This is a genomic window from Cupriavidus yeoncheonensis, assembly GCF_905397275.1.
Classification (GTDB): Bacteria; Pseudomonadota; Gammaproteobacteria; order Burkholderiales; family Burkholderiaceae; genus Cupriavidus; species Cupriavidus yeoncheonensis.
This window is the reverse complement of sequence record NZ_CAJPUY010000013.1, coordinates 200,256-221,732: the sequence shown is the minus strand read 5'-3', so window position 1 is coordinate 221,732 and position 21,477 is coordinate 200,256. Positions and strand designations below refer to the sequence as shown.

21 protein-coding genes, 1 tRNA gene and 1 riboswitch are annotated in these 21,477 nt (G+C 65.9%); of the genes, 17 read left to right on the top strand and 5 right to left on the bottom strand.

The window, feature by feature from the left end:
• The first annotated feature begins 221 nt into the window (after window positions 1–221).
• The 6 genes from KHO22_RS19240 to KHO22_RS32510 are packed head-to-tail and all read left to right on the top strand — an operon-like array spanning window position 222 to window position 7,018.
• On the top strand, window positions 222–860 hold the full coding sequence (locus KHO22_RS19240; protein WP_338031350.1) for a GspH/FimT family pseudopilin: 639 nt from the start codon (window positions 222–224) through the stop codon (window positions 858–860).
• On the top strand, window positions 851–1,438 hold the full coding sequence (gene pilV / locus KHO22_RS19235; RefSeq protein WP_211948756.1) for a type IV pilus modification protein PilV: 588 nt from the start codon (window positions 851–853) through the stop codon (window positions 1,436–1,438). Before KHO22_RS19240 ends, pilV begins: the two co-directional genes overlap by 10 nt.
• A 41-nt stretch (window positions 1,439–1,479) precedes the next feature.
• On the top strand, window positions 1,480–2,232 hold the full coding sequence (locus tag KHO22_RS19230) for a PilW family protein (protein WP_211948755.1): 753 nt from the start codon (window positions 1,480–1,482) through the stop codon (window positions 2,230–2,232).
• On the top strand, window positions 2,233–2,859 hold the full coding sequence (locus tag KHO22_RS19225) for a pilus assembly PilX family protein (RefSeq protein ID WP_211948754.1): 627 nt from the start codon (window positions 2,233–2,235) through the stop codon (window positions 2,857–2,859).
• Window positions 2,856–6,533 carry a pilus assembly protein gene (locus KHO22_RS19220; protein WP_211948753.1) on the top strand — a complete coding sequence of 1,226 codons (3,678 nt, stop codon included), beginning with the start codon at window positions 2,856–2,858 and terminating at the stop codon, window positions 6,531–6,533. Before KHO22_RS19225 ends, KHO22_RS19220 begins: the two co-directional genes overlap by 4 nt.
• Window positions 6,530–7,018, top strand: a complete 489-nt coding sequence (locus KHO22_RS32510; RefSeq protein ID WP_211948752.1) for a type IV pilin protein — start codon at window positions 6,530–6,532, stop codon at window positions 7,016–7,018. Before KHO22_RS19220 ends, KHO22_RS32510 begins: the two co-directional genes overlap by 4 nt.
• Window positions 7,019–7,028: 10 nt before the next feature.
• Here KHO22_RS32510 and nrdR read toward each other — a convergent pair whose 3' ends face one another.
• Complete coding sequence (gene nrdR, locus KHO22_RS19210; protein WP_211948751.1) at window positions 7,029–7,493, bottom strand: transcriptional regulator NrdR; 465 nt, start codon at window positions 7,491–7,493, stop codon at window positions 7,029–7,031.
• Window positions 7,494–7,636: 143 nt separating this feature from the next.
• Window positions 7,637–8,884, bottom strand: a complete 1,248-nt coding sequence (gene glyA, locus KHO22_RS19205) for a serine hydroxymethyltransferase (RefSeq protein ID WP_211948750.1) — start codon at window positions 8,882–8,884, stop codon at window positions 7,637–7,639.
• 126 nt (window positions 8,885–9,010) lie between these two features.
• Window positions 9,011–9,112: riboswitch (ZMP/ZTP riboswitch) on the bottom strand.
• A gap of 155 nt (window positions 9,113–9,267) precedes the next feature.
• On the opposite strand from glyA, the gene ybgC reads away from it, so the two are divergent.
• The 11 genes from ybgC (at window position 9,268) to KHO22_RS19150 (ending at window position 19,955) form a co-directional block, all read left to right on the top strand.
• On the top strand, window positions 9,268–9,672 hold the full coding sequence (gene ybgC / locus KHO22_RS19200; RefSeq protein ID WP_211948749.1) for a tol-pal system-associated acyl-CoA thioesterase: 405 nt from the start codon (window positions 9,268–9,270) through the stop codon (window positions 9,670–9,672).
• Entirely contained in the window at window positions 9,669–10,352 is a 684-nt protein-coding gene (gene tolQ / locus KHO22_RS19195; protein ID WP_211948748.1) for a protein TolQ, read from the top strand. The genes ybgC and tolQ overlap by 4 nt, the downstream gene beginning before the upstream one ends.
• Before the next feature lie 26 nt (window positions 10,353–10,378).
• Window positions 10,379–10,816 carry a protein TolR gene (gene tolR / locus KHO22_RS19190; RefSeq protein WP_211948747.1) on the top strand — a complete coding sequence of 146 codons (438 nt, stop codon included), beginning with the start codon at window positions 10,379–10,381 and terminating at the stop codon, window positions 10,814–10,816.
• Between the two features lie 19 nt (window positions 10,817–10,835).
• A complete protein-coding gene (tolA, locus tag KHO22_RS19185) occupies window positions 10,836–11,954 on the top strand; it encodes a cell envelope integrity protein TolA (protein WP_211948746.1) in 1,119 nt (372 codons plus the stop codon).
• 199 nt (window positions 11,955–12,153) lie between these two features.
• On the top strand, window positions 12,154–13,518 hold the full coding sequence (tolB, locus tag KHO22_RS19180) for a Tol-Pal system beta propeller repeat protein TolB (RefSeq protein WP_211948745.1): 1,365 nt from the start codon (window positions 12,154–12,156) through the stop codon (window positions 13,516–13,518).
• Window positions 13,519–13,541: 23 nt separating this feature from the next.
• On the top strand, window positions 13,542–14,051 hold the full coding sequence (gene pal / locus KHO22_RS19175) for a peptidoglycan-associated lipoprotein Pal (RefSeq protein ID WP_211948744.1): 510 nt from the start codon (window positions 13,542–13,544) through the stop codon (window positions 14,049–14,051).
• A gap of 23 nt (window positions 14,052–14,074) precedes the next feature.
• Window positions 14,075–14,833, top strand: a complete 759-nt coding sequence (gene ybgF / locus KHO22_RS19170; RefSeq protein WP_211948743.1) for a tol-pal system protein YbgF — start codon at window positions 14,075–14,077, stop codon at window positions 14,831–14,833.
• 120 nt (window positions 14,834–14,953) lie between these two features.
• A complete protein-coding gene (gene queC, locus KHO22_RS19165) occupies window positions 14,954–15,634 on the top strand; it encodes a 7-cyano-7-deazaguanine synthase QueC (RefSeq protein ID WP_211948742.1) in 681 nt (226 codons plus the stop codon).
• A gap of 34 nt (window positions 15,635–15,668) precedes the next feature.
• Window positions 15,669–16,790 (top strand): YeeE/YedE family protein, encoded by a 1,122-nt coding sequence (locus KHO22_RS19160; RefSeq protein ID WP_211948741.1) that lies wholly within the window; start codon window positions 15,669–15,671, stop codon window positions 16,788–16,790.
• Between the two features lie 62 nt (window positions 16,791–16,852).
• Window positions 16,853–16,928: transfer RNA gene (locus KHO22_RS19155), tRNA-Lys, on the top strand.
• A 189-nt stretch (window positions 16,929–17,117) separates the two neighbouring features.
• A complete protein-coding gene (locus tag KHO22_RS19150) occupies window positions 17,118–19,955 on the top strand; it encodes an EAL domain-containing protein (RefSeq protein ID WP_211948740.1) in 2,838 nt (945 codons plus the stop codon).
• Here the strand turns inward: KHO22_RS19150 and KHO22_RS19145 are convergent.
• The 3 genes from KHO22_RS19145 to KHO22_RS19135 all read right to left on the bottom strand — a co-directional run bounded on the left by KHO22_RS19145 (window position 19,952) and on the right by KHO22_RS19135 (window position 21,319).
• Entirely contained in the window at window positions 19,952–20,443 is a 492-nt protein-coding gene (locus tag KHO22_RS19145; protein WP_211948739.1) for a DUF3318 domain-containing protein, read from the bottom strand. The two genes, KHO22_RS19150 and KHO22_RS19145, sit on opposite strands and share 4 nt — an antisense overlap.
• A complete protein-coding gene (locus KHO22_RS19140) occupies window positions 20,440–20,820 on the bottom strand; it encodes a phage holin family protein (RefSeq protein WP_211948738.1) in 381 nt (126 codons plus the stop codon). Before KHO22_RS19140 ends, KHO22_RS19145 begins: the two co-directional genes overlap by 4 nt.
• Before the next feature lie 172 nt (window positions 20,821–20,992).
• Window positions 20,993–21,319, bottom strand: coding sequence for an ElaB/YgaM/YqjD family protein (locus KHO22_RS19135; RefSeq protein ID WP_338031349.1), 327 nt, complete (start codon window positions 21,317–21,319; stop codon window positions 20,993–20,995).
• Between the last annotated feature and the right edge of the window lie 158 nt (window positions 21,320–21,477).

Genomic DNA, 21,477 nt, shown 5'->3' with positions numbered 1-21,477 from the left:
ATCTTCAGAGCCGGATTCTTGCTGACAGCTGCAACGTGTTTGTCAGTCGGTTTCGATCGGCCCACAGAATCAAAATCAAAAGAACATATTCGGGTGGGTTGCAGCGCTGCTCCACAGAGAGAAGCCTGCCACCGCAACGGTTTCTACCGGGGGTCACATGAGCTGGATCACTTCTACGCATTGCCGGAAGGCATTGCCAGTCGGCGTCTGGTTGCGCTGACATGGAATGCCTTTCGCGCACCCGGGTGACCGGGGGCGAAGGGCGTCTGCTGCCTGCTGGCCGCTCGCACGGGGCCTGCGCCGGTGGCATGCGTGCCTTGCGCCCACGGGCAGTCCGGCCGCTTCGCGGCTTCACGTTGATCGAACTGATGGTGGTGGTGGCGCTGATCGCCATCACCCTGTCGTTCGCTGTCCCCTCGTTCCAGGGGTTTCTTGACCGCGCCCGCACCGATGCCGCGGCGGCCGAGCTTGCCGGCTTGCTGTCGCTCGCGCGCAGCGAGGCCATCCGGCGCAATGCGCCGGTGACGATTTGCCGAGCGACCGCCGCGAATTCCACAAGCTGCGCGCAGGACTCGCAGTCGGACTGGTCGGGCCGCTGGATCCTGTTCCAGGACACCGACAACGACCAGGTGCGCGCGCCCGTGGAGGAACTCATCCGCGTACATGAGCCGGTCAATGCCAGCCTGGCCGTGTCGCTCGCCGCACCCGTGCGGTCGATTCAGCTCACGTCGCGCGGCTACCTGTTCGCGGACGGCGCACTGGCCTTCCAGGTCAGCGCCTCCAGTTCGGATCGCCGCAACCTCAATGTCTGCGTGTCCCGTGCGGGCCGTATCGATCAGAGGACGGCAGCATGCGCCTGAACATGCGTTCCCTCCGGCGTCAGTCCGGTGCCAGCCTGATCGAAGTGCTGATCACGCTGGTGCTGGTCGCCATCGCCCTGCTCGGCATGCTGTCGCTGCAGGCGGCATCGTTGCGATACCGCGCCGGTGCCAGCGTGCGCTACAGCGTGGTCGATGCCGCCACGGACCTTTCCGAACGCATTCGTGCCAATACGTCCGGCCTTGGCGAGGGGAGCGATGCCAACGCCTACCTCGCCGCGCTGAGCGTGCGGCCGCCGGCGGCACCGGCCAAGGATTGCAGCAGGGTCGTGTGCGACGGCAGTGAATATGCCGCCTGGGATGTCTCGCAATGGTGGGCGTCGATGACCGCGCAATTGCCGGGCGCCGGCGTGGCGTCCTGGACGTCGCCGGACGTCAGCGGGGCGGCCGGGACGATTCCGGCCGGCTTTGTCAGCTATCGCCTGGAGTTGTACTGGAAGGATCCGTCGACGTCCGACGCATCGGTCGGCTGTTCGAAAGTCGCGACGGACTATTTCGCCACGCTGCCTCAATTCGATGCCAGGGGGGTCACATGCGCCACCATAACCCTGCGGCCCTGAGACGGCGTCGTGCCAGCCATGGGCGCTCGCTCGTGGAGATCATGATTGCGATCGTGATCGGCCTGTTGCTGCTCGCCGCGATCACCGCCTTCTACCTCACCTCCCAGCGTGGCAGCCGCACGCAAGAGGGCTTGCGCAGCGCCGACGACGGCGCCCGCTGGGCCCTGTCGGTCATGGGCGAGCAGTTGCGGCTTGCCGGCCTGGGCCGCGTGGACCTGTCACTGCTGGGCGCCCGCCCCGTGACGTTCGACGGGGCGCCCGTGCAAGGATGCGATGGCGGATTCTCCAATGTGTCGACGGGCGCGTGCATTGCGGCGCCCAACAGCAATCCGGACGCCATTACCGTGCGCTACCTGCGTATCGACGGATCCCTGTCCAGTACGACGGACTGCAACGGCCGCGCCATCCCGGCTGCAAGAGCCGTGGCGGAGAACGCCTTCTACGTCGCCGGCAATACGCTGATGTGCCGAGGGTCCGACCAGAACACCAACGCGCTCTCCATGCCCGAAGCCGTGCTCGAAAACGTGCAGGACCTGCAACTGACCTACGGGCTGGCGCAGGACGCGGATTCGGCAAACGTGACGCAGTACATGCCGGCAGGCGGCATGGTTGCGGCGGACTGGAACCGCGTGGTCAGCGTGCGCGTGTGCCTGCTGGTGTTCGACGCCACGCCGGGGAACGCGGATGTCGCCACGACCTACCGCGATTGCAATGACGCGCTCCAGAACGTCGCCGACGGCAGGTTGCGCCGCCGTTTCTACAGCAGCTTTGCGCTGCGCAACCGGGTGGGATAGATGAGCAAGCGTGCGGCAAACCATCGGCTTTCGAGGTCGGGCGGCAGGCGCTATGCGAACGGCGTGGTGCTGGTGGTGGCGCTGGTGCTGCTCGTCGTCATTTCGCTGCTGGCCGCGTGGAGCATGCGCGGCAGCCTCTTCGACGAGCGCCTGGCCGGCAACAACCGCGACCACCAGGTGGCATTCCAGGCGGCGGAACTGGGCCTGCGCTTTTGCGAGGGGATCGTCGTCACCGGGCAACCGGCGGCGCTGTTCAACCGGATGTACCGCAAGGACATGAGCAGCACCGTGAACGCCAGTGCGCCGCCGGTCGACAGTGCGGGCAACCTCAAGCTCGGCTATCTCGATGCCAGCGGCCGGCAGTTCTGGGAAGTGCCGTCCAACTGGGACACCAGCGTGAACAGCGAACCCAACACCAATGTGGTCGTGGTGCCGGCGACGAACGGCGTGACGCTGAGCGAGGCCGCCTCGACACCGAGGTGCTTCATGGAGGAGATCCGCACGCCGTCGCGAGTCCGCAATCCGCAGACCGGCATGCCGATCAATATTCACTATCGGATCACCGCGCTGGGCACCGGCATCCATGCCCAGACCCAGGTCACGCTCCAGTCGGAGGTACGGCAATGACAGGCTATACCACAGCGTTTCGCCAGGCCGTGGCGGCAGCCCTGACGGGACTGATGGCTTTCACGCCAGTCGCAGCGAGCTTTGCCGCGGTGTCGCAGCAGCCACTGATCTTCGCGACGTCGATTGCGCCCAACGTGATGTTCACGCTGGATGACTCAGGCTCGATGATGTTCGAGATCACGCCCGAGAGCCTGTCGCCGAACGGCACGGAGTCGAACTGGGACCTGACGCCGGACAGTGGCAACTGGCTGATCTACGCGTTTCCGCTGCCATCGGGCGGGCAGGTCTACTCGGCAAGTGGCTCGGTCTATTCGGGCACCAAGGCATCGGTCGTCAATTTCAGCAGCACCTCGCTGGCGGCGGCGCGCTATCGAACGGCGGCGCTGAACGTTTCGTACTACAACCCGGACGTGACCTATCGGCCATGGTACGACCCTTCGGGCAACCTGAAAAACGCCGATGCCACCAAGGCGTACTACAACCCGTTGATGACCGGCAACGGGTCGATCAATCTGACGCAGGACAACTCCGTCAAGGCCTACTGGCTCGATGACGATGGCAAGGGGTATTCCAGCAAGACGGTAACGTTCTATCCGGCGCTTTACTATCGCTACGATACGACGCTTTCGGGCTGCAACAGCAGCACGTCCAGCCTGAAGTGTTTCAAGCGGGTGGAGATCCGATCGGGCTACACGTACGCCCAGAGTGGCAAGCGCACGGACTGCGCGTCGACCACCAGCTGTACTTATGCCGAGGAAATCCAGAACTTCGCCAACTGGTTCCAGTACTACCGTTCGCGCATCCTGGCCATGCGCGCGGCGGTGGGGCAGGCGTTCTCGTCCCAGAACGAGTCCATCCGTGTCGGCTATACGACCATCAACGACGGTACCAAGGGTGGAGGCAGCTCCTACGCGGGGATCAAGCGGCCGGTCGCGCCGTTCGACACGACCAACAAGGCGGCCTTCTACCAGGATTTCTACGGCCTGGATATCACTGCGAACGGTACGCCGCTGCTGGGCGCGATGGATACCGTGGGCAAGTATTTCCAGAACAACGCGCAGCCGTGGATCGAGTCCGCCGGCAGGCCGGAAAGCGCTTGCCGCGCGAGCTATCACATTCTTTCCACCGATGGCTATTACTCCGACTCCACTTCAGTCGGCGACGTAGACGGCAGCAAGGGCTCCAGCATTGCGCCGGTGTCCGGCACGTCCTACCAGTATTCGCCAAAGACCCCCTACAAGGACGGTTACGGCAACACGCTCGCGGACGTTGCCATGAAGTACTGGGTCAACGACCTGCGCAGCGCCGAGAACCGCGTACCGACCAACGCGCGTGACGACGCGTTCTGGCAGCACCTTGTCACCTTTACGCTTGGGGTCGGCGTGAAGGGCACGCTGGAGTCGGCGCCCGCCAACCAGCCCGGCAACCCGAACACGCCGCGCGCCGACGTGCTGTCGGCGATCCTCGACAAGCTCAAGGCCGGTACCGTGTCGTGGCCCAAGGCATCGACCAGCGACCAGACTAAGATCGACGATCTCTGGCACGCGGCCGTCAACTCGCGCGGCGACAACTACAGCGCCGGCGACGCGTCGGGGCTGACGGCAGCCCTCAACAATGCGCTGTCGCAGATCGCTTCGCGCAGCGGATCGTCGTCATCGGCGGCTACCAATTCGACCACGCTGAACACCGACACGGCCCTGTTCCTGACGCGCTTCCGTTCCGGCGCGTGGACCGGCGAATTGCTGTCACAGAGCTACAACCCCGCCGATCAGGGCTTCACCACGCTGAACTGGAACGCCTACCAGAAGATGCCTGCCGCGGCCAGTCGCAGCATCTACACATGGTCGCCGGGCGGCACCACGCCGGCCGGCAAGCCGTTCACGTGGGCGAGCGACACCGACACGTCCCTGTCGACGACCCAGAAGACCGCGCTGGGCGGAGACAAGGCCATGGTGGCCTACCTGCGCGGCGATACCACGCTGGAGAAGCGCAACGGCGGCAAGTACCGCGATCGCGTGACCGACAACGGCAGCGGCGTGCTGGTGTCGAACGTGCTTGGCGATATCGTCAATTCCTCGCCGATCTACGTGAAGGCTGCGGACTCGGGCTATGACTTCCTGAAGGCCACCGAAGGGCGCAGCTATTTTTCCTTCCTGGCCGGCAATCGCGCCAATCGCCGCGCCATGATCTACGTGGGGGCGAACGACGGCATGCTGCACGGGTTTGATGCGCTGACCGGCGTCGAGAAATTCGCCTACATGCCGAACCAGGCGATCGTCGGTGCGAACGCCGTGAAAGCAACGGCTTCGCCGGACTACATCCACCGCTTCTTCGTCGACGCAACGCCTGCCTCGGGCGATGCCTATTTCCAGCGCACGGGCGAAACCGCGGCAAGCTGGAGGACGGTGATTGTCGGCGGCATGGGTGCGGGCGGCAAGGCCATGTTTGCGCTCGACGTCACCGATCCGGCGAACTTCGACGCCGGCAAGGTCATGTGGGAGATTTCGGCCGATACCGAAACCGACCTCGGCTTTACCATCGGCACGCCGGTCATCGGTCGCCTGAACAGCGGAAAGTGGGTGGCGATCTTTGGCAACGGGTACGAGAGCGCGTCGGGCAAGGCGGTCCTTTACGTCGTTGACCTGGCCAATCCTTCCGGCGCCGGCGGCATCCGCAAGATCTACGCGGACCCGAAGGAAACCGGTGCAACGGGCAATGGCAACGGGCTCGGCAGTCCGGAAGTGGTGTATGACAATAACCTCACCATCCAGGCGGCTTACGCGGGCGACCTCAAGGGCCGGATGTGGAAGTTCGACCTGTCCGACACCAATCCCACGGCCTGGGCCGCGCGCATGGGGACCACGCAGGGGGTTCCGCTGTTCACGGCGGTCGACGGCGTGAATACTCCGGCGCAGGTCCAGCCGATCACGGCGGCGCCTACCGCGCTGATCAATCCGAAAGATCCGAGCAAGGGGTTCCTGCTGACATTCGGGACCGGGCGCTTCTATGACACCGCGGATTCCGGTGCCACCGGCTACAACTCGGTGTATGGGGTCTGGGACGATCAGTCGACCTCGGTCACCCGCTCCATGCTGCAGCCCCAGACATTGACCTCGACCGCGATCACCGTGGGCGGCGCGTCGCGCACGCTGTACACGCTCACCGGCAATACGGTGGACTACACCAAGCAGAAGGGCTGGCGTATCGACCTGCTGGGCCAGGGCGAGCGCGTGGTCGTGAAGCCGAAGGTGGACGCGGAGCGCCTGGTGATCACGACGCTGACGCCGTCCACGGACGAGTGCGTGGGCGGGATCAGCTCCAGCCTGCTGGATTTCTCCGCACTGAATGGTTCGGCATTGAGCTACTCGGTGCTCGACGTCAACAGCGACGGCAAGATCGATGCCTCGGACAAGGTCACGGGCAGCAACAACAAGATTCTTGTGGTATCGGGCGTGTCCCAGCAAGGCAACTTCGGCTCGACCATCTTCCTGGGTGGCGGCGGAGGCGGTGGTGGGGGCGGAGGAGGAGGGGGCGGCGGTGGCGGCGGTGGCGGCGGAGGGGGCGGCAACAATCACCTGAAGGTTGCCAGCGCGACGACCGGCGAGGTCATCAGCGTGGTCGAGCAGGGCAACGTCGCACGCAACCGGCTTTCGTGGAGGCAGATCTCGCAATGAACGCACGAACTTCGCCGCGCCTTCGACATGCCGGCGTCAGCCGGGCCGGACTGACGCGGGGCATGACGCTGATGGAACTGATGGCGGTGGTGGCCATCCTCGGCATCCTTGCCGCGATCGCCATTCCCAACTATACGGAGTACGTGCGCCGCGGCTACCGGGCCGACGCGCGCGGCATGATGACGGAGGCGGCACAACTGCTGGAGCGGTTCCGCTCGGTCAACGGCCGCTATAACCAGGACGCGGGCGGAACGGCCTTTGCATTGCCGGCGGCCCTGAGAACGTCGCCGCGCGACAGCGCGAACGTGCGCTACAACGTCTCGCTCGTGGCCAACTCGCTGACCGCAAATGGCTATGTCCTGCAAGCCGTTCCCGTGGATGCCGCCGATGCCTGCGGTACCTACACGCTGGACCAGACCGGCACGCGGCTGAATACCGTCGGCGCGAACCCGGCGGCGTACCTGCAGAACTGCTGGGAACGCTGAGCGCGTGGCGCTAGCGCTTGCTGTTGCCCGACGTCACTTCGGCCAGCACGTCGGAAAACTCGGCGACGTCCTCGAAGCTCCGGTACACCGAAGCAAAGCGGATATAGGCGATCTTGTCGAGCTTGCGCAGTTCGCGCATGACGAGTTCACCGACCTGGCTGCTCGGAATTTCCTTCTCGCCCAGCGCCAGCAGTTTCTCTTCGATGCGGGTGATGGCTTCATCGATGGCTTCGGCGGAAACCGGGCGCTTGCGCAGCGCCAGGCGCATCGAATCCTTCAGCTTGGCGCGGCTGTAGTCCACGCGCGAGCCGTTCTTCTTGACGATGGCCGGGAAGAACAGTTCGATCCGTTCGTAGGTGGTGAAGCGGCGGTCGCAGGCTTCGCAGCGGCGGCGCCGGCGCACGGTGTCGCCGTCTTCCGACATGCGCGTGTCGAGCACCTGGGTATTGGAATGTCCGCAAAAGGGGCATTTCATGCCTGACCACCTTCAGATTTGAGCCCCGTCGCCTTGGTATCTTGTCCTTCTGTGGCAACAGGGTGGGTTGGCGAGGCCCGCAAGCGGCACGACGGCGCGCCTGCGGGGCTGCCGGCCGCCCTCGCGGGCGGCCTTGCGCGGCATCAGCCGTAGACCGGGAAACGCTTGGTCAGCGCCGACACCTGCTCGCGCACGCTGGCGATATTGCCGGCGTCGTGCGGGTTGTCCAGCACGTCGGCGATCAGGTTGCCGACGATGCGCGCTTCTTCTTCCTTGAAGCCGCGCGTGGTCATGGCCGGCGAGCCGACGCGGATACCCGAGGTCACGAACGGCTTTTCCGGATCGTTCGGAATGGCGTTCTTGTTCACGGTCAGGTGCGCCTCGCCCAGGATGCGCTCGGCTTCCTTGCCGGTGATGTTCTTGGCGCGCAGGTCGACCAGCATCACGTGGCTTTCGGTGCGGCCCGAGACAATGCGCAGGCCGCGCGCGATCAGCGTTTCGGCCAGCACGGCGGCGTTCTTGACCACCTGTTCCTGGTAAGCCTTGAATTCCGGCGTCAGCGCTTCCTTGAACGCCACCGCCTTGCCCGCGATCACGTGCATCAGCGGACCGCCCTGGATGCCAGGGAAGATCGACGAGTTGATGGCCTTCTCATGCTCGGCCTTCATCAGGATCACGCCGCCGCGCGGGCCGCGCAGGCTCTTGTGCGTGGTGGTGGTGACGAAGTCGGCGTGCGGCACCGGGTTCGGGTAGACGCCCGCGGCGATCAGGCCGGCGTAGTGGGCCATGTCGACCATGAAGTAGGCACCGATCGCCTTGGCGACCTTGCCGATGCGCTCGAAGTCGATGCGCAGCGCGAAGGCCGAGGCGCCGGCGATGATCAGCTTCGGCTTCTTTTCGTGGGCCAGCTTTTCCAGCGCGTCGTAGTCGATGTCTTCCTGCGCGTTCAGGCCGTAGCTGACCACGTTGAACCACTTGCCGCTCATGTTCAGCGCCATGCCGTGGGTCAGGTGACCGCCTTCGGCCAGGCTCATGCCCATGATGGTGTCGCCCGGCTTCAGCACGGCGAAGTACACGCCCTGGTTGGCCTGCGAACCCGAGTTCGGCTGCACGTTGGCGGCTTCGGCGCCAAACAGCTCCTTCACGCGCTCGATGGCGAGCTGCTCGACCATGTCGACGTACTCGCAGCCACCGTAGTAGCGCTTGCCGGGATAACCTTCGGCGTACTTGTTGGTCAGTTGCGAGCCCTGCGCGGCCATCACGGCCGGCGAGGTGTAGTTTTCGGAGGCGATCAGCTCGATGTGGTCTTCCTGGCGCTGGTTTTCCTTCTGGATAGCGGCAAAGACCTCGGGGTCGATCTGGTCGATCGTATAGCGGCTGCGTTCGAACATGGCGAAACTCGTCTGAAAAAAGGGAATCCGATTACTGCATCGGGGTAGGGCGCGCGGGGAAAGCGGTTGGCGGCCGGCACCGGCGGAACACAACGAACCGTCGGTGCAGGGCGCACCCTGCTTCCCATTCGCTGCCCAGGCGAGCGGCAGGCGCTTGAAACTTCACGCCAGAGAACTTGCGCTTCCTCGTGGTAGTACCCACTGACATCGCCAGTCGCGCAAGATGGAATGGTTGGGCGCAGTTTAGCGTGAGGCGGGGATTCGCCGCAAGCCGCGACCCATGGCCCGCAACGCCAGGCCCCGGGCGGCCCGCAACTTGCTGTTGCAAACTCGTCCTGCGGGTTAACACCGAAGCCGTCTCGCTGTCCGTTACAATCGCGGCCATGACAAACTTTGTCTGGACCCTGCGGGTGTACTGGGAAGACACCGACGCTGGCGGCGTAGTGTTCTACGCCAACTATCTCAAGTTCTTCGAGCGCGCCCGAACCGAGTGGCTGCGCTCGCTTGGTGTCGAACAGCAGGCGCTGGCCGATGAGGCCGGCGTGGTGTTTATCGTCCGCAGCACGGCAGTGGACTACAATGCGCCCGCCCGGCTCGACGACCAGCTTGAGATCCGCACGCGCATCGAACGCGTAGGACCGGCCTCGGTGCAGTTCGCGCAAGAGGCCTGGCGCGGCGAGACCATACTCGCCAGCGGCCAGATTCGCGTTGGTTGTGTCGATCGAAGCACTTTCCGTCCGTCTCCCATTCCCGCCCCTGTTCTGGCAACCATCAAGACCGCCCGATGAATCCCGTGACCGTCACGCAAGACCTGTCGATCATTACGCTGGTGATGCACGCCAGCCTGCTCGCACAGGCCGTCATGGCGCTGCTGCTCGTCATGTCGCTGTTCTCCTGGACGTATATCTTCCGCAAGCACCTGGCGCTACGCTCGGCGCGCACGCAGACGGAAGTGTTCGAGCGCGACTTCTGGGCCGGCGGCGACCTGCAGGCGCTATATAACAGTGCGGTGAACAACCGGCACAACACGGGCGCGCTCGAACGGATCTTCGAATCGGGCATGGGCGAGTTCCTCAAGGCGCGCGAGCGCGGCAATGAAGCGAGCGCGCTGCTCGACGCCGCCCGCCGCGCCATGCGCGCGGCCTACCAGCGCGAAATGGACGTGCTCGAATCGCACCTGCCGTTCCTGGCCTCGGTCGGCTCGGTCAGTCCCTATATCGGCCTGTTCGGTACCGTGTGGGGGATCATGAACGCCTTCCGTGGCCTGTCGAATGTGCAGCAGGCGACGCTGGCATCGGTGGCTCCCGGCATCGCCGAAGCGCTGGTGGCCACCGCAATCGGCCTGTTCGCGGCGATTCCGGCCGTGATCGCCTATAACCGCTACGCCACCGAGATCGACCGTCTGGCGATCCGGTTCGAAAGCTTCATGGAAGAATTCCTGAACATCCTGCAGCGGCAGACCCGCTGACCGACTGAACGCCCAGGAGCCCAGCAATGGCAGCCATTCAGCGCCGCGGCGGATCACGCCGCCGGGCCAGTGCCGAGATCAACGTCGTGCCATATATCGACGTGATGCTCGTGCTGCTGGTCATCTTCATGGTGGCGGCACCGATCGTCAGCCCCGCCGTCGTCGACCTGCCGACCGTGGCCAACGCCACGCCGCAACAGAAGGCGCCGCCGATCGTCGTGACCGTGCATGAAGACGGTGCGCTGACCGCGAGCGGCAAGGACAACGCCGGCAATTCATTCGAGCGCAAGCTCGACAAGAACGGCCTGCTCGATTTCGTGCACCAGCGCCAGAACGAGAACCCGGACCAGCCGGTGGTGATTGCCGCCGACCGGGCCGTCAAGTACGAGTCCGTGCTTGACGTCATGTCCGTGCTCAAGGCCGACGGCATCAAGCGTGTCGGCCTGATGGTGAAGTCCAAGTAGAACGCGCCTGCTGCGTGAGATGCCTGTCCGAATGCCGCGCCCCATGACGATCGCTGCCGCCTTTCCTTACCAGCCGGTGAAGGAGCGGGGAACCCTGCGTTCCTTCGTGCTCGCGCTCTTCATGCACCTGCTGCTCGGCATCGTGCTGTACTACGGCGTGCATTGGCAGAGCAGCACCCCGGTCGGCTCCGAAGCGGAGCTCTGGGACGAGATTCCCGCCACCACCGCACCGCCGCCCGCGCCGCCCGCACCACCCGAGCCGGTGGTCCAGCCGCGCCCTGTGCCGCCGGCGCCCGAGGTCAAGAGCAAGGTCGAGGAAGACGCCGATATCGCGCTGGAGCGCCAGAAGCGCCGCGCCGCCGAGCAGGCCGCGCGCGAAGAGGTTGCGCGCAAGGACGCCGCACGCAAGGAAGCCGAGCGTAAAGAGGCGGAGCGCAAGGAAGCCGAGCGCCAGGAGGCGCAACGCAAGGACGACGCAAGGAAGAAGGCCGCCCAGCAGGAGCAGCAGCACCGCGAGCAAGCCGAGCGCGAACGCAAGGAAGCCGATGCCAAGGCCCGGGCGAAAGCGGATGCCGAGGCCAAGGCCGACGCGCAGGCGAAAGCCAAGGCCGAGGCGGATGCCAGGGCCAAGGCCGACGCGAAAGCCGAAGCCAAGGCCAAGGCGGAAGCGGATGCCAAGGCGAAGGCGGAAGCGCAAGCCAAGGCCAAGGCGGACGCCGACGCCAGGGCCAGGCGCGAAGCCGCGGCCAATGCGCAGCGCAAGGGTGAACTCGCGCGACTGCAGGCCATGGCCGGCGGCGGCGCCGGTGGCCAGGGCGGCGGCGGTGTGGGTAGTGCTGCCGGTGCGGGCGCTGGCGGCGGCGGCAAGGCGTCGTCGGGCTATGCCGATCGCGTGCGCCGCAAGGTCAAGCCCAACATCGTGTTCACGGAAGACGCGCCGGGCAACCCGACCGCCGTGGTGTCCGTGCAGCTTGCGCCGGACGGCTCGCTGATGTCGGCGCGGCTGAGCAAGCCCAGTGGCAATTCGGCCTGGGATAACGCCGTGCTGCGCGCCGTCGAGCGCTCGGACCCGCTGCCGCGCGACGAGAACGGCAAGGCGCCTGCGAGCTTCACGATCACTTTCCGTCCCAAGGACTAAGTGACCCAGGCGCCATGACTTGCAACATAATGCAACCTTCATTAACCGGTGCCAGTCCCACCGCTACCATGACAGGTTGCCCGACGCGGCCGGCAGCGTGCGATGCGCACGCGGAACGGATATGCGCCATGCGCATCGACGCCTGTTCCGCTGTCTGCCTGCCGTGCCCGACGAAACCTGAAATCGACTGAGGAGCAGCATGCGAAAGCTTTGGGCCCCCAACTGGCTGTCCGCGAAGCGGCACCAAGCAAACCAGGCCGCAACCCGGGCGGCGAACCGGCTCAGCGGCCGCCACGCCCTGATGGTCTGGCTGGCCGCCGCGCTGGCCTTGTCCGCCGGCGTCGCACAGGCGCAACTGAACGTTGAGATCTCCGGGGTCGGTTCGAGCCAGTTCCCGGTTGCAACGGCAAATTTCCAGGGCGAGGCGCAGGCCCCGCAGAATCTGACCGCGATCATCCGCAGCGACCTCGCGCGCAGCGGCCGTTTCCGCAACGTTGATCCGGGCGGCGCCACGGTGGCCGAGTCGGCCAATGTCGATCTCGGCAGCTGGAAGGGCCGCGGTGCCGACGCCTTCGTCGCCGGCAGCGTGACGCCTTCGGGCAACGGCCAGTACGAAGTGCGCTTCCGCCTGTACGACACCGTCAAGGGTCAGAGCCTGGGTGGCCTCGCGTACAACGTCAACCAGGGCCAGCTGCGCGTGACGGCCCACAAGATCGCCGACTACATCTACGAGAAGCTGCTCGGCGAGCGCGGCGTGTTTGCCACGCGCCTGTCCTACGTGTCGCGCGTCGGCGGCCGCTACCAGCTGCTGATCTCCGACTCGGACGGCCAGAATTCGCAGGTCGCGCTGACCAGCAACGAGCCGATCATCTCGCCGTCGTGGTCGCCGGACGGCCGCCGCGTGGCCTATGTCTCGTTCGAGGCCAAGAAGCCGGTGGTGTACGTGCACGACCTGGCCACGGGCAAGCGCACGCTGGTGTCCAACCAGAAGGGCAACAACAGCGCACCGTCGTGGTCGCCGGATGGCCAGCACCTGGCCGTGGCGCTCTCGCGCGACGGCAATACCCAGGTGTACCAGGTCAATGCCGATGGTTCGGGCATCCGCCGCCTGACCCGCAGCAGCGCGATCGACACCGAGCCGCAGTATGCACCTGACGGCAAGAGCATCTATTTCACCAGCGACCGCGGCGGTGCCCCGCAGGTCTATCGCATGCCGGCAGGCGGCGAGGAAGCGGGCAGCGCGCAACGCGTGACCTTCAAGGGCAGCTACAACGTGAGCCCGCGGATTTCGCCGGACGGCAAGTACCTGGCGTACATCACGCGTTCGGGCGGCTTCAAGCTGCAACTGCAGGACCTGACCAACGGCGACGTCACCTCGCTGACCGATACGTCGAATGACGAAGCGCCGAGCTTTGCCGCCAACGGCAAGTACATCCTTTACGCCACCCGTGTGGGCGGCCGCGCGGTGCTGGCGGCGGTGTCCACGGACGGGCGTACCCGGCAGGTTCTGTCTCTCCAGTCCGGCGATGTCCGCGAGCCGTCCTGGGGTCCTTTCATGCAATAACGCAATAACAGGAGTCTCTCGCCATGCCCCAACTGATGACCAAAACCCTTGCCGTTGCCGCTCTGCTGGCCCTGGGTGCCTGCAGCTCCGGCGTGAAGCTGGACGACACGGCCAATGCCGGTGCAAACAAGGGTACCGGCGCCGACGCCCGCACCGTGCAGCCCGTGGACGTCTCGCGCGACCCGCTGAACGACCCGAACAGCCCGCTGGCCAAGCGCAGCGTGTACTTCGATTTTGACAGCTACAGCGTCAAGCAGGACTACCAGGGCATGCTGGGCGATCACGCCAAGTACCTGAGCACCAACAAGGGCCGCAAGATCCTGATCCAGGGCAACACCGACGAGCGCGGCACCAGCGAGTACAACCTGGCGCTGGGCCAGAAGCGTGCCGAGGCCGTGCGCCGTTCGCTGGCGACCATGGGCGTGCCCGACAACCAGATGGAAGCCGTGAGCCTGGGCAAGGAAAAGCCGAAGGCAACGGGCCACGACGAGGCTGCCTGGGCTGAGAACCGCCGCGCCGACATCAACTACTGATCTGATCCGCGTACAGGCCATCCATGAAAGCACGCGTTTCCACCCTGTTGTGGCTCGCCGCCGTTTCGGGCGCAGCCATGCTGCCCCTTGCTCCGGCCCGTGCCGGTGTGTTCGACGATGACGAGGCGCGCCGCGCGGTCCTCACCCTGCGTGACCAGTTCAACGGTTTCCAGGCGACCGCCACGCAGCGCATCGAGCAGAACAGCCGCACCACGATCGATATGCAGAACCAGCTGGAGGGCCTCCGCCAGGAGGTCGCCCGGCTGCGCGGCCAGAACGAGGTGCTGCAGAACACGGTGGATACGCTGCAGAAGCAGCAGAAGGACTACTACGCGGACCTGGATGCGCGTCTGAAGAAGTTCGAGCCGCAGCAGGCCACCGTGGAAGGCCGCGAGGGCCTGGTGCAGCCGAACGAGAAGCCCGAGTATGACGCCGCGCTCAAGCAGTTCCAGGCCGGCGATTTCAAGAGCGCGGGCAATTCCTTCTCCGCGTTCGCCAAGAAGTATCCGCAGAGCCCGTACCTGCCGCTGGCGCAATACTGGCTCGGCAACTCGCTTTATGCGCAGCGCGACTACAAGGGCTCGACCACGGTGCTGCAGAACATGCTGCAGGGGAATCCCACGCACCCGAAGGCGCCCGATGCCATGATCGCCATCGCCAACAACCAGCTCGAAACCGGCCAGAAGGCTGCGGCCCGCAAGACGCTGGAACAGGTGGTGGCCAAGTATCCGGGCACCGAAGGCGCGCAGGCAGCCTCCAACCGGCTAAAGACCCTGAAGTAAGCCAGGCCGGCACCGGAACAGCCTTCAAGGCCCGCATTTGCGGGCCTTTTTGCCAGTCGCGCTAAAATACGCGATTCGCCTGCAATTTCCGTGTGCCGCCTGCGCGGCGCGACTGCCATCATGACCAAACGCGCCATTGTTCTGCTTTCGGGCGGGCTTGATTCCGCCACCGTTCTCGCCATGGCCAAGGCCCAGGGCTTCGAGACCTATGCGCTGTCGATGCGCTATGGCCAGCGCCATTCGTCCGAGCTCGAGGCCGCCAAGCGCGTGGCCAGTGCGCTTGGCGCCGTCCGCCATGAAATCGTCGACCTGGACCTGCGCCGCTTCGGCGGTTCCGCGCTGACCGACGACAAGCTCGAGGTGCCGACCGATGGCGCGTCGTCGGGCATCCCGATCACCTATGTGCCGGCGCGCAACACCATCATGCTGTCGCTGGCGCTCGGCTGGGCCGAAGCCGTCGGCGGGCGCGACCTGTTCTTCGGTGCCAACGCGGTCGACTATTCGGGCTACCCGGATTGCCGCCCCGAATACGTCTCGGCCTACGAGACGCTGGCCAACCTCGCCACCAAGGCGGGCGTGGAGGGCGACCGGTTCCGCGTGCACGCGCCGATCATCGACATGACCAAGGCCGAGATCATCCGCGCGGGCATCCGCCTGGGCGTGGACTACAGCCTGACGGTGTCGTGCTACCAGGCCGCCGATGATGGCCGTGCCTGCGGCGTCTGCGATTCCTGCCGCATCCGCCGCGCCGGCTTCGAGGCGGCCGGCGTTGCCGACCCGACCCGCTACCAGAACGCCTGAGCGCGCCACCAGCCTCCATTCACCGCCCCCGGATATGCCCGAGATCGATATCGCCGCGCTTTCGCGCACCGTGCTGCTGAGCACTTTCGCCCTGACCTTCCTGTTCGGCGCCATCCTGCAGCGCACGCACTTCTGCACGATGGGGGCGGTCTCGGACATCGTCAACATGGGCGACTGGAGCCGCATGCGCATGTGGGGCCTGGCCGTCGGCGTAGCCATGATCGGCACCGGCGTGCTTGCCTGGGCCGGGCTGATCGATCCGACCAAGACCATCTATACCGCCAGCAAGCTCAGCTGGCTGTCGGCGCTGGCCGGCGGGCTGATGTTCGGCTTCGGCATGGTGCTGGCGTCGGGCTGCGGCAGCAAGACGCTGGTGCGCATCGGCGCGGGCAACCTCAAGTCGCTGGTGGTGTTCGTCTTCCTGGGGCTGTCGGCCTATATGACGCTGCGCGGCCTGTTCGGCGTGGTGCGCGTCAATACCGTGGATGCTGTCGCGATCACGCTGCCGGCCACGCAGGACCTGCCGTCGCTGCTGTCGCAGGGCACCGGTGCCGCCCGCGGTGCGTTGCAGCTCGGCCTGGGCCTGCTGCTCGGCGGTGCGCTCATGGTGTGGGCGCTGGCCGCGCGCGGTTTCCGCACGTTCGACAACCTGCTGGGCGGCATCGCTGTCGGGCTGATCATCGTCGGCATGTGGTATGTCTCGGGCCATATCGGCTACGTGGCGGAAGATCCCAACACGCTGGAGGAAGTGTTCGTGGCCACCAACAGCGGCCGCATGGAGAGCCTGAGTTTCGTGGCGCCGTATGCGTACACGCTGGACTGGCTGATGATGTTCAGCGACAAGAGCAAGGTGCTGACCGTCGGCATCATCAGCGTCTTCGGCGTGATCGCCGGCGCGGCGGTGTACGCGCTGGCCACGCGCACCTTCCGCTGGGAAGGGTTTGGCAATGCGGAAGACGTCGCCAACCACATCATCGGCGGCATCCTGATGGGTGCCGGCGGCGTGACGGCGCTCGGGTGCACGGTGGGGCAGGGGCTGTCTGGGGTGTCGACGCTGGCCATCGGCTCGTTTATCGCGCTGGGCGGCATCGTGGCGGGTGCAGTACTGGCGTTCCGGTACCAGATATGGCGCCTTGAGCGCATGGCATTTGCCTGAGGCGGCGCCGTACGCTTGACACATCGGGAATCGTGTCACTATAATCGCGGTTCTGTTTTTTCGGGTCGTTAGCTCAGTCGGTAGAGCAGCGGACTTTTAATCCGTTGGTCGCGTGTTCGAGTCACGCACGACCCACCAGTATTTCGAAGGGCCTGTGGCGCAAGTCACAGGCCCTTTTTGTTTTTTCGCCCGGGCTGCCCGCCGCGCAATGGGCGCGCATTAACCACTTCGAGTTAGAGACATCACCGGGCCCGCAACGGACAATGAAGCGAGTTCCTGGCTTGCTGGCGCAGCCACGCCGTCAGCGCCACAACCGTCGGAAGTCCTATGCGGCAAGCAGGCAGGTCTTTGCCGGGCGATGTGCATGCATTGCGCGTTATCTGGCCGTTCGTCCCCGTGGTCGTTGCGCTGGCGCTGTTTACCATCGCCAGCGTCGACGTCCTGTCCGCCGTGCGTGCCTTTGTCGCGGGCGAGAGCCAATGGTCCAAGGGCCAGAAGAACGCCGTCATGCATCTGCTGCGTTATGGCGAAGACCGCAACGAAGCCGATTTCCAGGCCTACCTGTCGAATATCGCCGTGCCGATGGGCGACCACCGCGCCCGTATCGAGCTCGACCGCGACACGCCGGACGACGAGCGCGCGCGTGCTGGCTTCCTCGCCGGCGCCATCCACCCCGATGACATCGCGGGGATCATCCGCCTCTACCGCAACTTTCGCCATGTCGAGGAGGTCGATGCCGCGATCCGGATCTGGGCGGAGGGTGATCGCGAGATCGCCGCCCTCCATGAGCAGGCGATGGTGCTGCGCCAACTGACTGCGCAACCCGGCTGCGGCGTGGCGTGTACCGAACCGGTGCTGCAGGGCATCGTCGCCATCGACGCGCGGTTGACGCCGCTTGAGTACGCGTTCTCGCATCAGCTGGGCAAGGCGTCGCGGCGCGTCACGCAGGCACTCACCGTCGGGGCCGCCGTGGTGGCGGTCGCGCTGCTGCTCTCGGCAATCCTGTTGTCACACCGGCGGCTGCGGCTCGAGCGCCGCCTGCGCGAGGCGCTGGCCGGGAGCGAGGAACGCCTGCAGTTGGCCGTGGGCGGAAGCAACGACGGGCTGTGGGATTGGGATCTGCACAGTGGCCGGCTGTATTTCTCGCCGCGCTGCGCGCAGATGCTCGGATTCGAGCCGGACGCGTTGCCGCAGGCGCGCGAGACGCTGCTCGGACTGCTCCATCCTGCTGACGTGAATGTGCTCGACGACAAGCTCTCGGCTCATCTGCGCCGCGGTGAACCCTACGATGCCGAGTTCCGCCTGCGTACGCGCGGCGATGGCTATCTGTGGGTGCGCGCACGCGGACGCCTGGTGCGTGGTGAGAACGGTCGGGTGATGCGCATGGCCGGTTCGCTCACCGATATCTCGGAACACAAGCGCTACGAGGTGCAGCTCTTCGCCGAGAAGGAGCGTGCCCAGGTCACGCTGCAGGCGATCGGCGATGCCGTGGTCACCACCGACGTATGGGGCCGCATTGAATCGCTCAATCCCGCTGCCGAAGCACTGACGGGCTGGAGCGAGGCCGAGGCCCGCGGCCGCCCGCTCGAACAGGTATGCGCCTTGTGCGAGGAGGGCAGCCAGGCGCCGCTGCGCAAGCTGGTCGCGCTGGCGCTGCAGCAGCGTTGGCCCGGCGTGACGGCCTTGCTGGCTGGCCGCGGCGGGCGCACGGTGGCCGTCAAGCCATCGGTGGCGCTGATCCGCGACCGCGCGGCGCAGGCGATCGGCGTGGTCGTGGTCCTGCACGACGTCAGCCAGGAGCGCGAACATGCCGCCAGGCTGGCCCATGAGGCCAGCCATGACGCGCTGACCGGACTGCTCAACCGGACCGAGTTCGAGCGTCGGCTGGCCGCAGCCATCGCGCGGATGCAGGAGGCGGGTGGCACGCACGCGCTGATGTACCTCGACCTGGACCAGTTCAAGGTGGTCAACGACACCTGCGGTCACGCCGCGGGCGATGAGCTGATCCGGCAGATCGCCGCGATCATGCGCGGGCAGTTGCGCAAGGGCGATACGCTCGCGCGCCTGGGTGGCGACGAATTCGGCATCCTGCTGGAGCATTGCGTGGCGCCCGATGGCGAGCGGCAGGCCGAGGCGCTGCGGCGCGCGGTGGCGGGGTTCCGCTTCACGCACCGCCAGCGCACGTTTGCCGTCGGTGCCAGCATTGGGCTGGTGGCGCTGGACGCCGGCACCGGCGGCGTGGCGGAGGCGCTCAGCGCCGCCGATGCCGCGTGCTATGTGGCCAAGGAGAACGGCCGCAACCGCGTCCAGGTCTACCATCCGAAGGACAGCGTGGTACAGGCGCGGCACGGCGAGATGGAATGGGTCAGCCGGGTGCATGCGGCGCTGGCCGCCGGGCGGTTCTGCCTCTACGCGCAGGAAATCGTCCCGCTGCAGGGGGAGCGGCGTGGCGGGCGCCATATCGAGCTGTTGCTGCGCATGGTGGACGAGCGCAACCAGCTGGTGCCTCCGATGGCGTTCGTGCCAGCCTGCGAGCGCTACAACCTCATGCCGATGATCGACCGCTGGGTCGTCGAAACCGCGTTCGCCGCGCTGGCGCGCCGGCGGGCGGAACACGGCGAGCACATTGCGCTGTGCGCGATCAATCTGTCCGCGTCTTCACTGGCCGATGTCCGGTTCCCGGCGTTTGTCCGCGACCAGGCGCAACGTACCGGCATCGCACTGAGCGGTATCTGCTTTGAGATCACCGAAACCGCGGCGATTGCCAACCTGACGCAGGCGGCAGCATTTATCGAACAGATGCAGCGACTGGGGTGCGTGTTTGCGCTGGACGATTTTGGCGCGGGCATGGCGTCGTTCACCTACCTGAAGCACCTGCCGGCAGCCTACCTGAAGATCGATGGCAGCTTCGTCCGCGCAATGCTGGATGATCCCGTCAACCAGGTGATGGTGGAGGTCATCCAGCGCATTGGCCATGCCACGGGCAAGAAGACCATCGCGGAGTATGTGGAGACCGAGGCCATGCTGGCGCGGCTGCGCGAGCTTGGCGTGGATTTCGCGCAAGGGCATCACATTGCGATGCCCAGGCCGTTCGCCTCAGGATTGAGGCAGGACCCGGCCACGATCGATGGCGGTCAGGGCCAGGAGGCCCTGACGCCGGGCTAACGCACGAGCGGGTCGCGGAAGCCGGTGTCCTGCGGCGCCTTGGCGCCACCGGTGTCAGCCGTTGCCACCGCCTGGCTATTGGCCTGGCGCCATGTCTTGTAGCCCCAGTAGGCGGCGCCGGCGAGTACGCCAAGCTTGGACGCTTTCCACGTCCAGCGCAGCAGCGGCGTGCGCCGCAGCAGCGGCAGGGCGAGCGTGACGGCCGCGCTGAGCAGCGGATAGTCCTGCGCCAGGCCCAGCACCTTCATCCACGAGCCCGGCCGGACCGCGCGCGGCAGCCAGTTGGCGAAGCTGCCCAGGCGCCTGGCCCCGCCTTTTACCTCGTGCACGGCCTTGAGCAGATCGTGGCGCTCCAGTTCGGCGCGGGTCAGCAGCAGTTCCTTGCGTACCTCGAGCGGCAGGCGAACTTCACGCGCGTAGCGCACGGGGCGCGGATGTTCGCGGCGGGGCGCCTTGCCGGCGTCCGGCCCGGATTCCGGAGTGTTCATCGGCGCAGGGTCTCCCGGTCTTTGTCGATTTCCGCCAGCGTGGCCTCGAACATCGTCGGGGCGTTGCGCACCAGGTGGCGGGCGATTGCCAGGCAGCCGGCTGACAGTACAAGGTAGGTGACTACCAGCGCGACCAGCGCCTGCCAGCGGTAGGTGTCCCAGAACAGGATGGCGATCAGCGCGGTGAAGGTCACCAGCGCAATCCCGAAAAAGACCAGGCCGAAGCAGGCCAGCAGGCCGACCTTCATCAGCCGGGAGCGCTCCTCGGCGAATTCGACGCTGGCCAGTTCCAGGCGCGTCTGGACCATCGCAACCAGCGAACCGAGCAGGTTGCGCACGGACTCCAGCAACTTGGGTGAGGGAGGGGATTCGCTCATGCGGCTCCGGCGAGGAAACGGCGCGCCGGCCCTGGCCGGCGGCGCCCTTCAGCGTGCAAAGCCCGGTAGGCACAAGCCATCGTGCCCGGGCCCGGGCTAACGGCATGCCCGTACGCGGTGACGGTCAATGCCAGTGTTGCCGCGGCGCCAGCGCGCCGCGACCGGGGCTGTTTTACTTGCGGTTCAGCAGCAGACCGATCAGCAGGCCTACGCCGGCTGCCGCACCGACGGCACGCCACGGATGGTCGTGCACGTAGTCATCGGTGGCGCGCGCGGCTGCCTTGCTCTTGGTGACCACGGCGTCTTGCAGGTCCTGGGCTTTTTCCTTGGCTTGCTTCAGCAGGCCCATGCCACGCTCGCGCAGTTCGGCAGCCTTTTCGCCGGTGGTCGACGCCGCTTGCTTCAGCAGTTCTTCGGCGTCGGACAGAACGGTCTTGACATCGCTCATCAGTTTCTCCTGTTTGCGGGCGGTTGGTTCGGATTGTGCGGTTTCTGACATTTTGCCTTGCTTGCGAGAGTAACGGCACGTCTTGTTTGTTACTTAGCATATGTGGCGGGCACCCGTGGTTTCAAGACCACGTCGCCTACAAGGGCAAATCAGCCATATGGCGGGCCCGCCCCGGCCCACGCTATATGACTTGGAGTGATTTTGTAGTG

Coding starts and splice junctions, on each gene's coding strand:
- KHO22_RS19220 (WP_211948753.1), top strand. CDS start 2,856: ATGACAGGCTATACCACAGCGTTTCGCCAGGCCGTGGCGGCAGCCCTG.
- KHO22_RS19160 (WP_211948741.1), top strand. CDS start 15,669: ATGCCCGAGATCGATATCGCCGCGCTTTCGCGCACCGTGCTGCTGAGC.
- tolB (WP_211948745.1), top strand. CDS start 12,154: ATGCGAAAGCTTTGGGCCCCCAACTGGCTGTCCGCGAAGCGGCACCAA.
- tolA (WP_211948746.1), top strand. CDS start 10,836: ATGCCTGTCCGAATGCCGCGCCCCATGACGATCGCTGCCGCCTTTCCT.
- ybgC (WP_211948749.1), top strand. CDS start 9,268: ATGACAAACTTTGTCTGGACCCTGCGGGTGTACTGGGAAGACACCGAC.
- tolR (WP_211948747.1), top strand. CDS start 10,379: ATGGCAGCCATTCAGCGCCGCGGCGGATCACGCCGCCGGGCCAGTGCC.
- KHO22_RS19145 (WP_211948739.1), bottom strand. CDS start 20,443: ATGAACACTCCGGAATCCGGGCCGGACGCCGGCAAGGCGCCCCGCCGC.
- ybgF (WP_211948743.1), top strand. CDS start 14,075: ATGAAAGCACGCGTTTCCACCCTGTTGTGGCTCGCCGCCGTTTCGGGC.
- KHO22_RS19140 (WP_211948738.1), bottom strand. CDS start 20,820: ATGAGCGAATCCCCTCCCTCACCCAAGTTGCTGGAGTCCGTGCGCAAC.
- pilV (WP_211948756.1), top strand. CDS start 851: ATGCGCCTGAACATGCGTTCCCTCCGGCGTCAGTCCGGTGCCAGCCTG.
- glyA (WP_211948750.1), bottom strand. CDS start 8,884: ATGTTCGAACGCAGCCGCTATACGATCGACCAGATCGACCCCGAGGTC.
- tolQ (WP_211948748.1), top strand. CDS start 9,669: ATGAATCCCGTGACCGTCACGCAAGACCTGTCGATCATTACGCTGGTG.
- KHO22_RS19240 (WP_338031350.1), top strand. CDS start 222: ATGGAATGCCTTTCGCGCACCCGGGTGACCGGGGGCGAAGGGCGTCTG.
- KHO22_RS19230 (WP_211948755.1), top strand. CDS start 1,480: ATGATTGCGATCGTGATCGGCCTGTTGCTGCTCGCCGCGATCACCGCC.
- KHO22_RS19135 (WP_338031349.1), bottom strand. CDS start 21,319: ATGTCAGAAACCGCACAATCCGAACCAACCGCCCGCAAACAGGAGAAA.
- KHO22_RS19150 (WP_211948740.1), top strand. CDS start 17,118: ATGCGGCAAGCAGGCAGGTCTTTGCCGGGCGATGTGCATGCATTGCGC.
- KHO22_RS19225 (WP_211948754.1), top strand. CDS start 2,233: ATGAGCAAGCGTGCGGCAAACCATCGGCTTTCGAGGTCGGGCGGCAGG.
- pal (WP_211948744.1), top strand. CDS start 13,542: ATGCCCCAACTGATGACCAAAACCCTTGCCGTTGCCGCTCTGCTGGCC.
- nrdR (WP_211948751.1), bottom strand. CDS start 7,493: ATGAAATGCCCCTTTTGCGGACATTCCAATACCCAGGTGCTCGACACG.
- queC (WP_211948742.1), top strand. CDS start 14,954: ATGACCAAACGCGCCATTGTTCTGCTTTCGGGCGGGCTTGATTCCGCC.
- KHO22_RS32510 (WP_211948752.1), top strand. CDS start 6,530: ATGAACGCACGAACTTCGCCGCGCCTTCGACATGCCGGCGTCAGCCGG.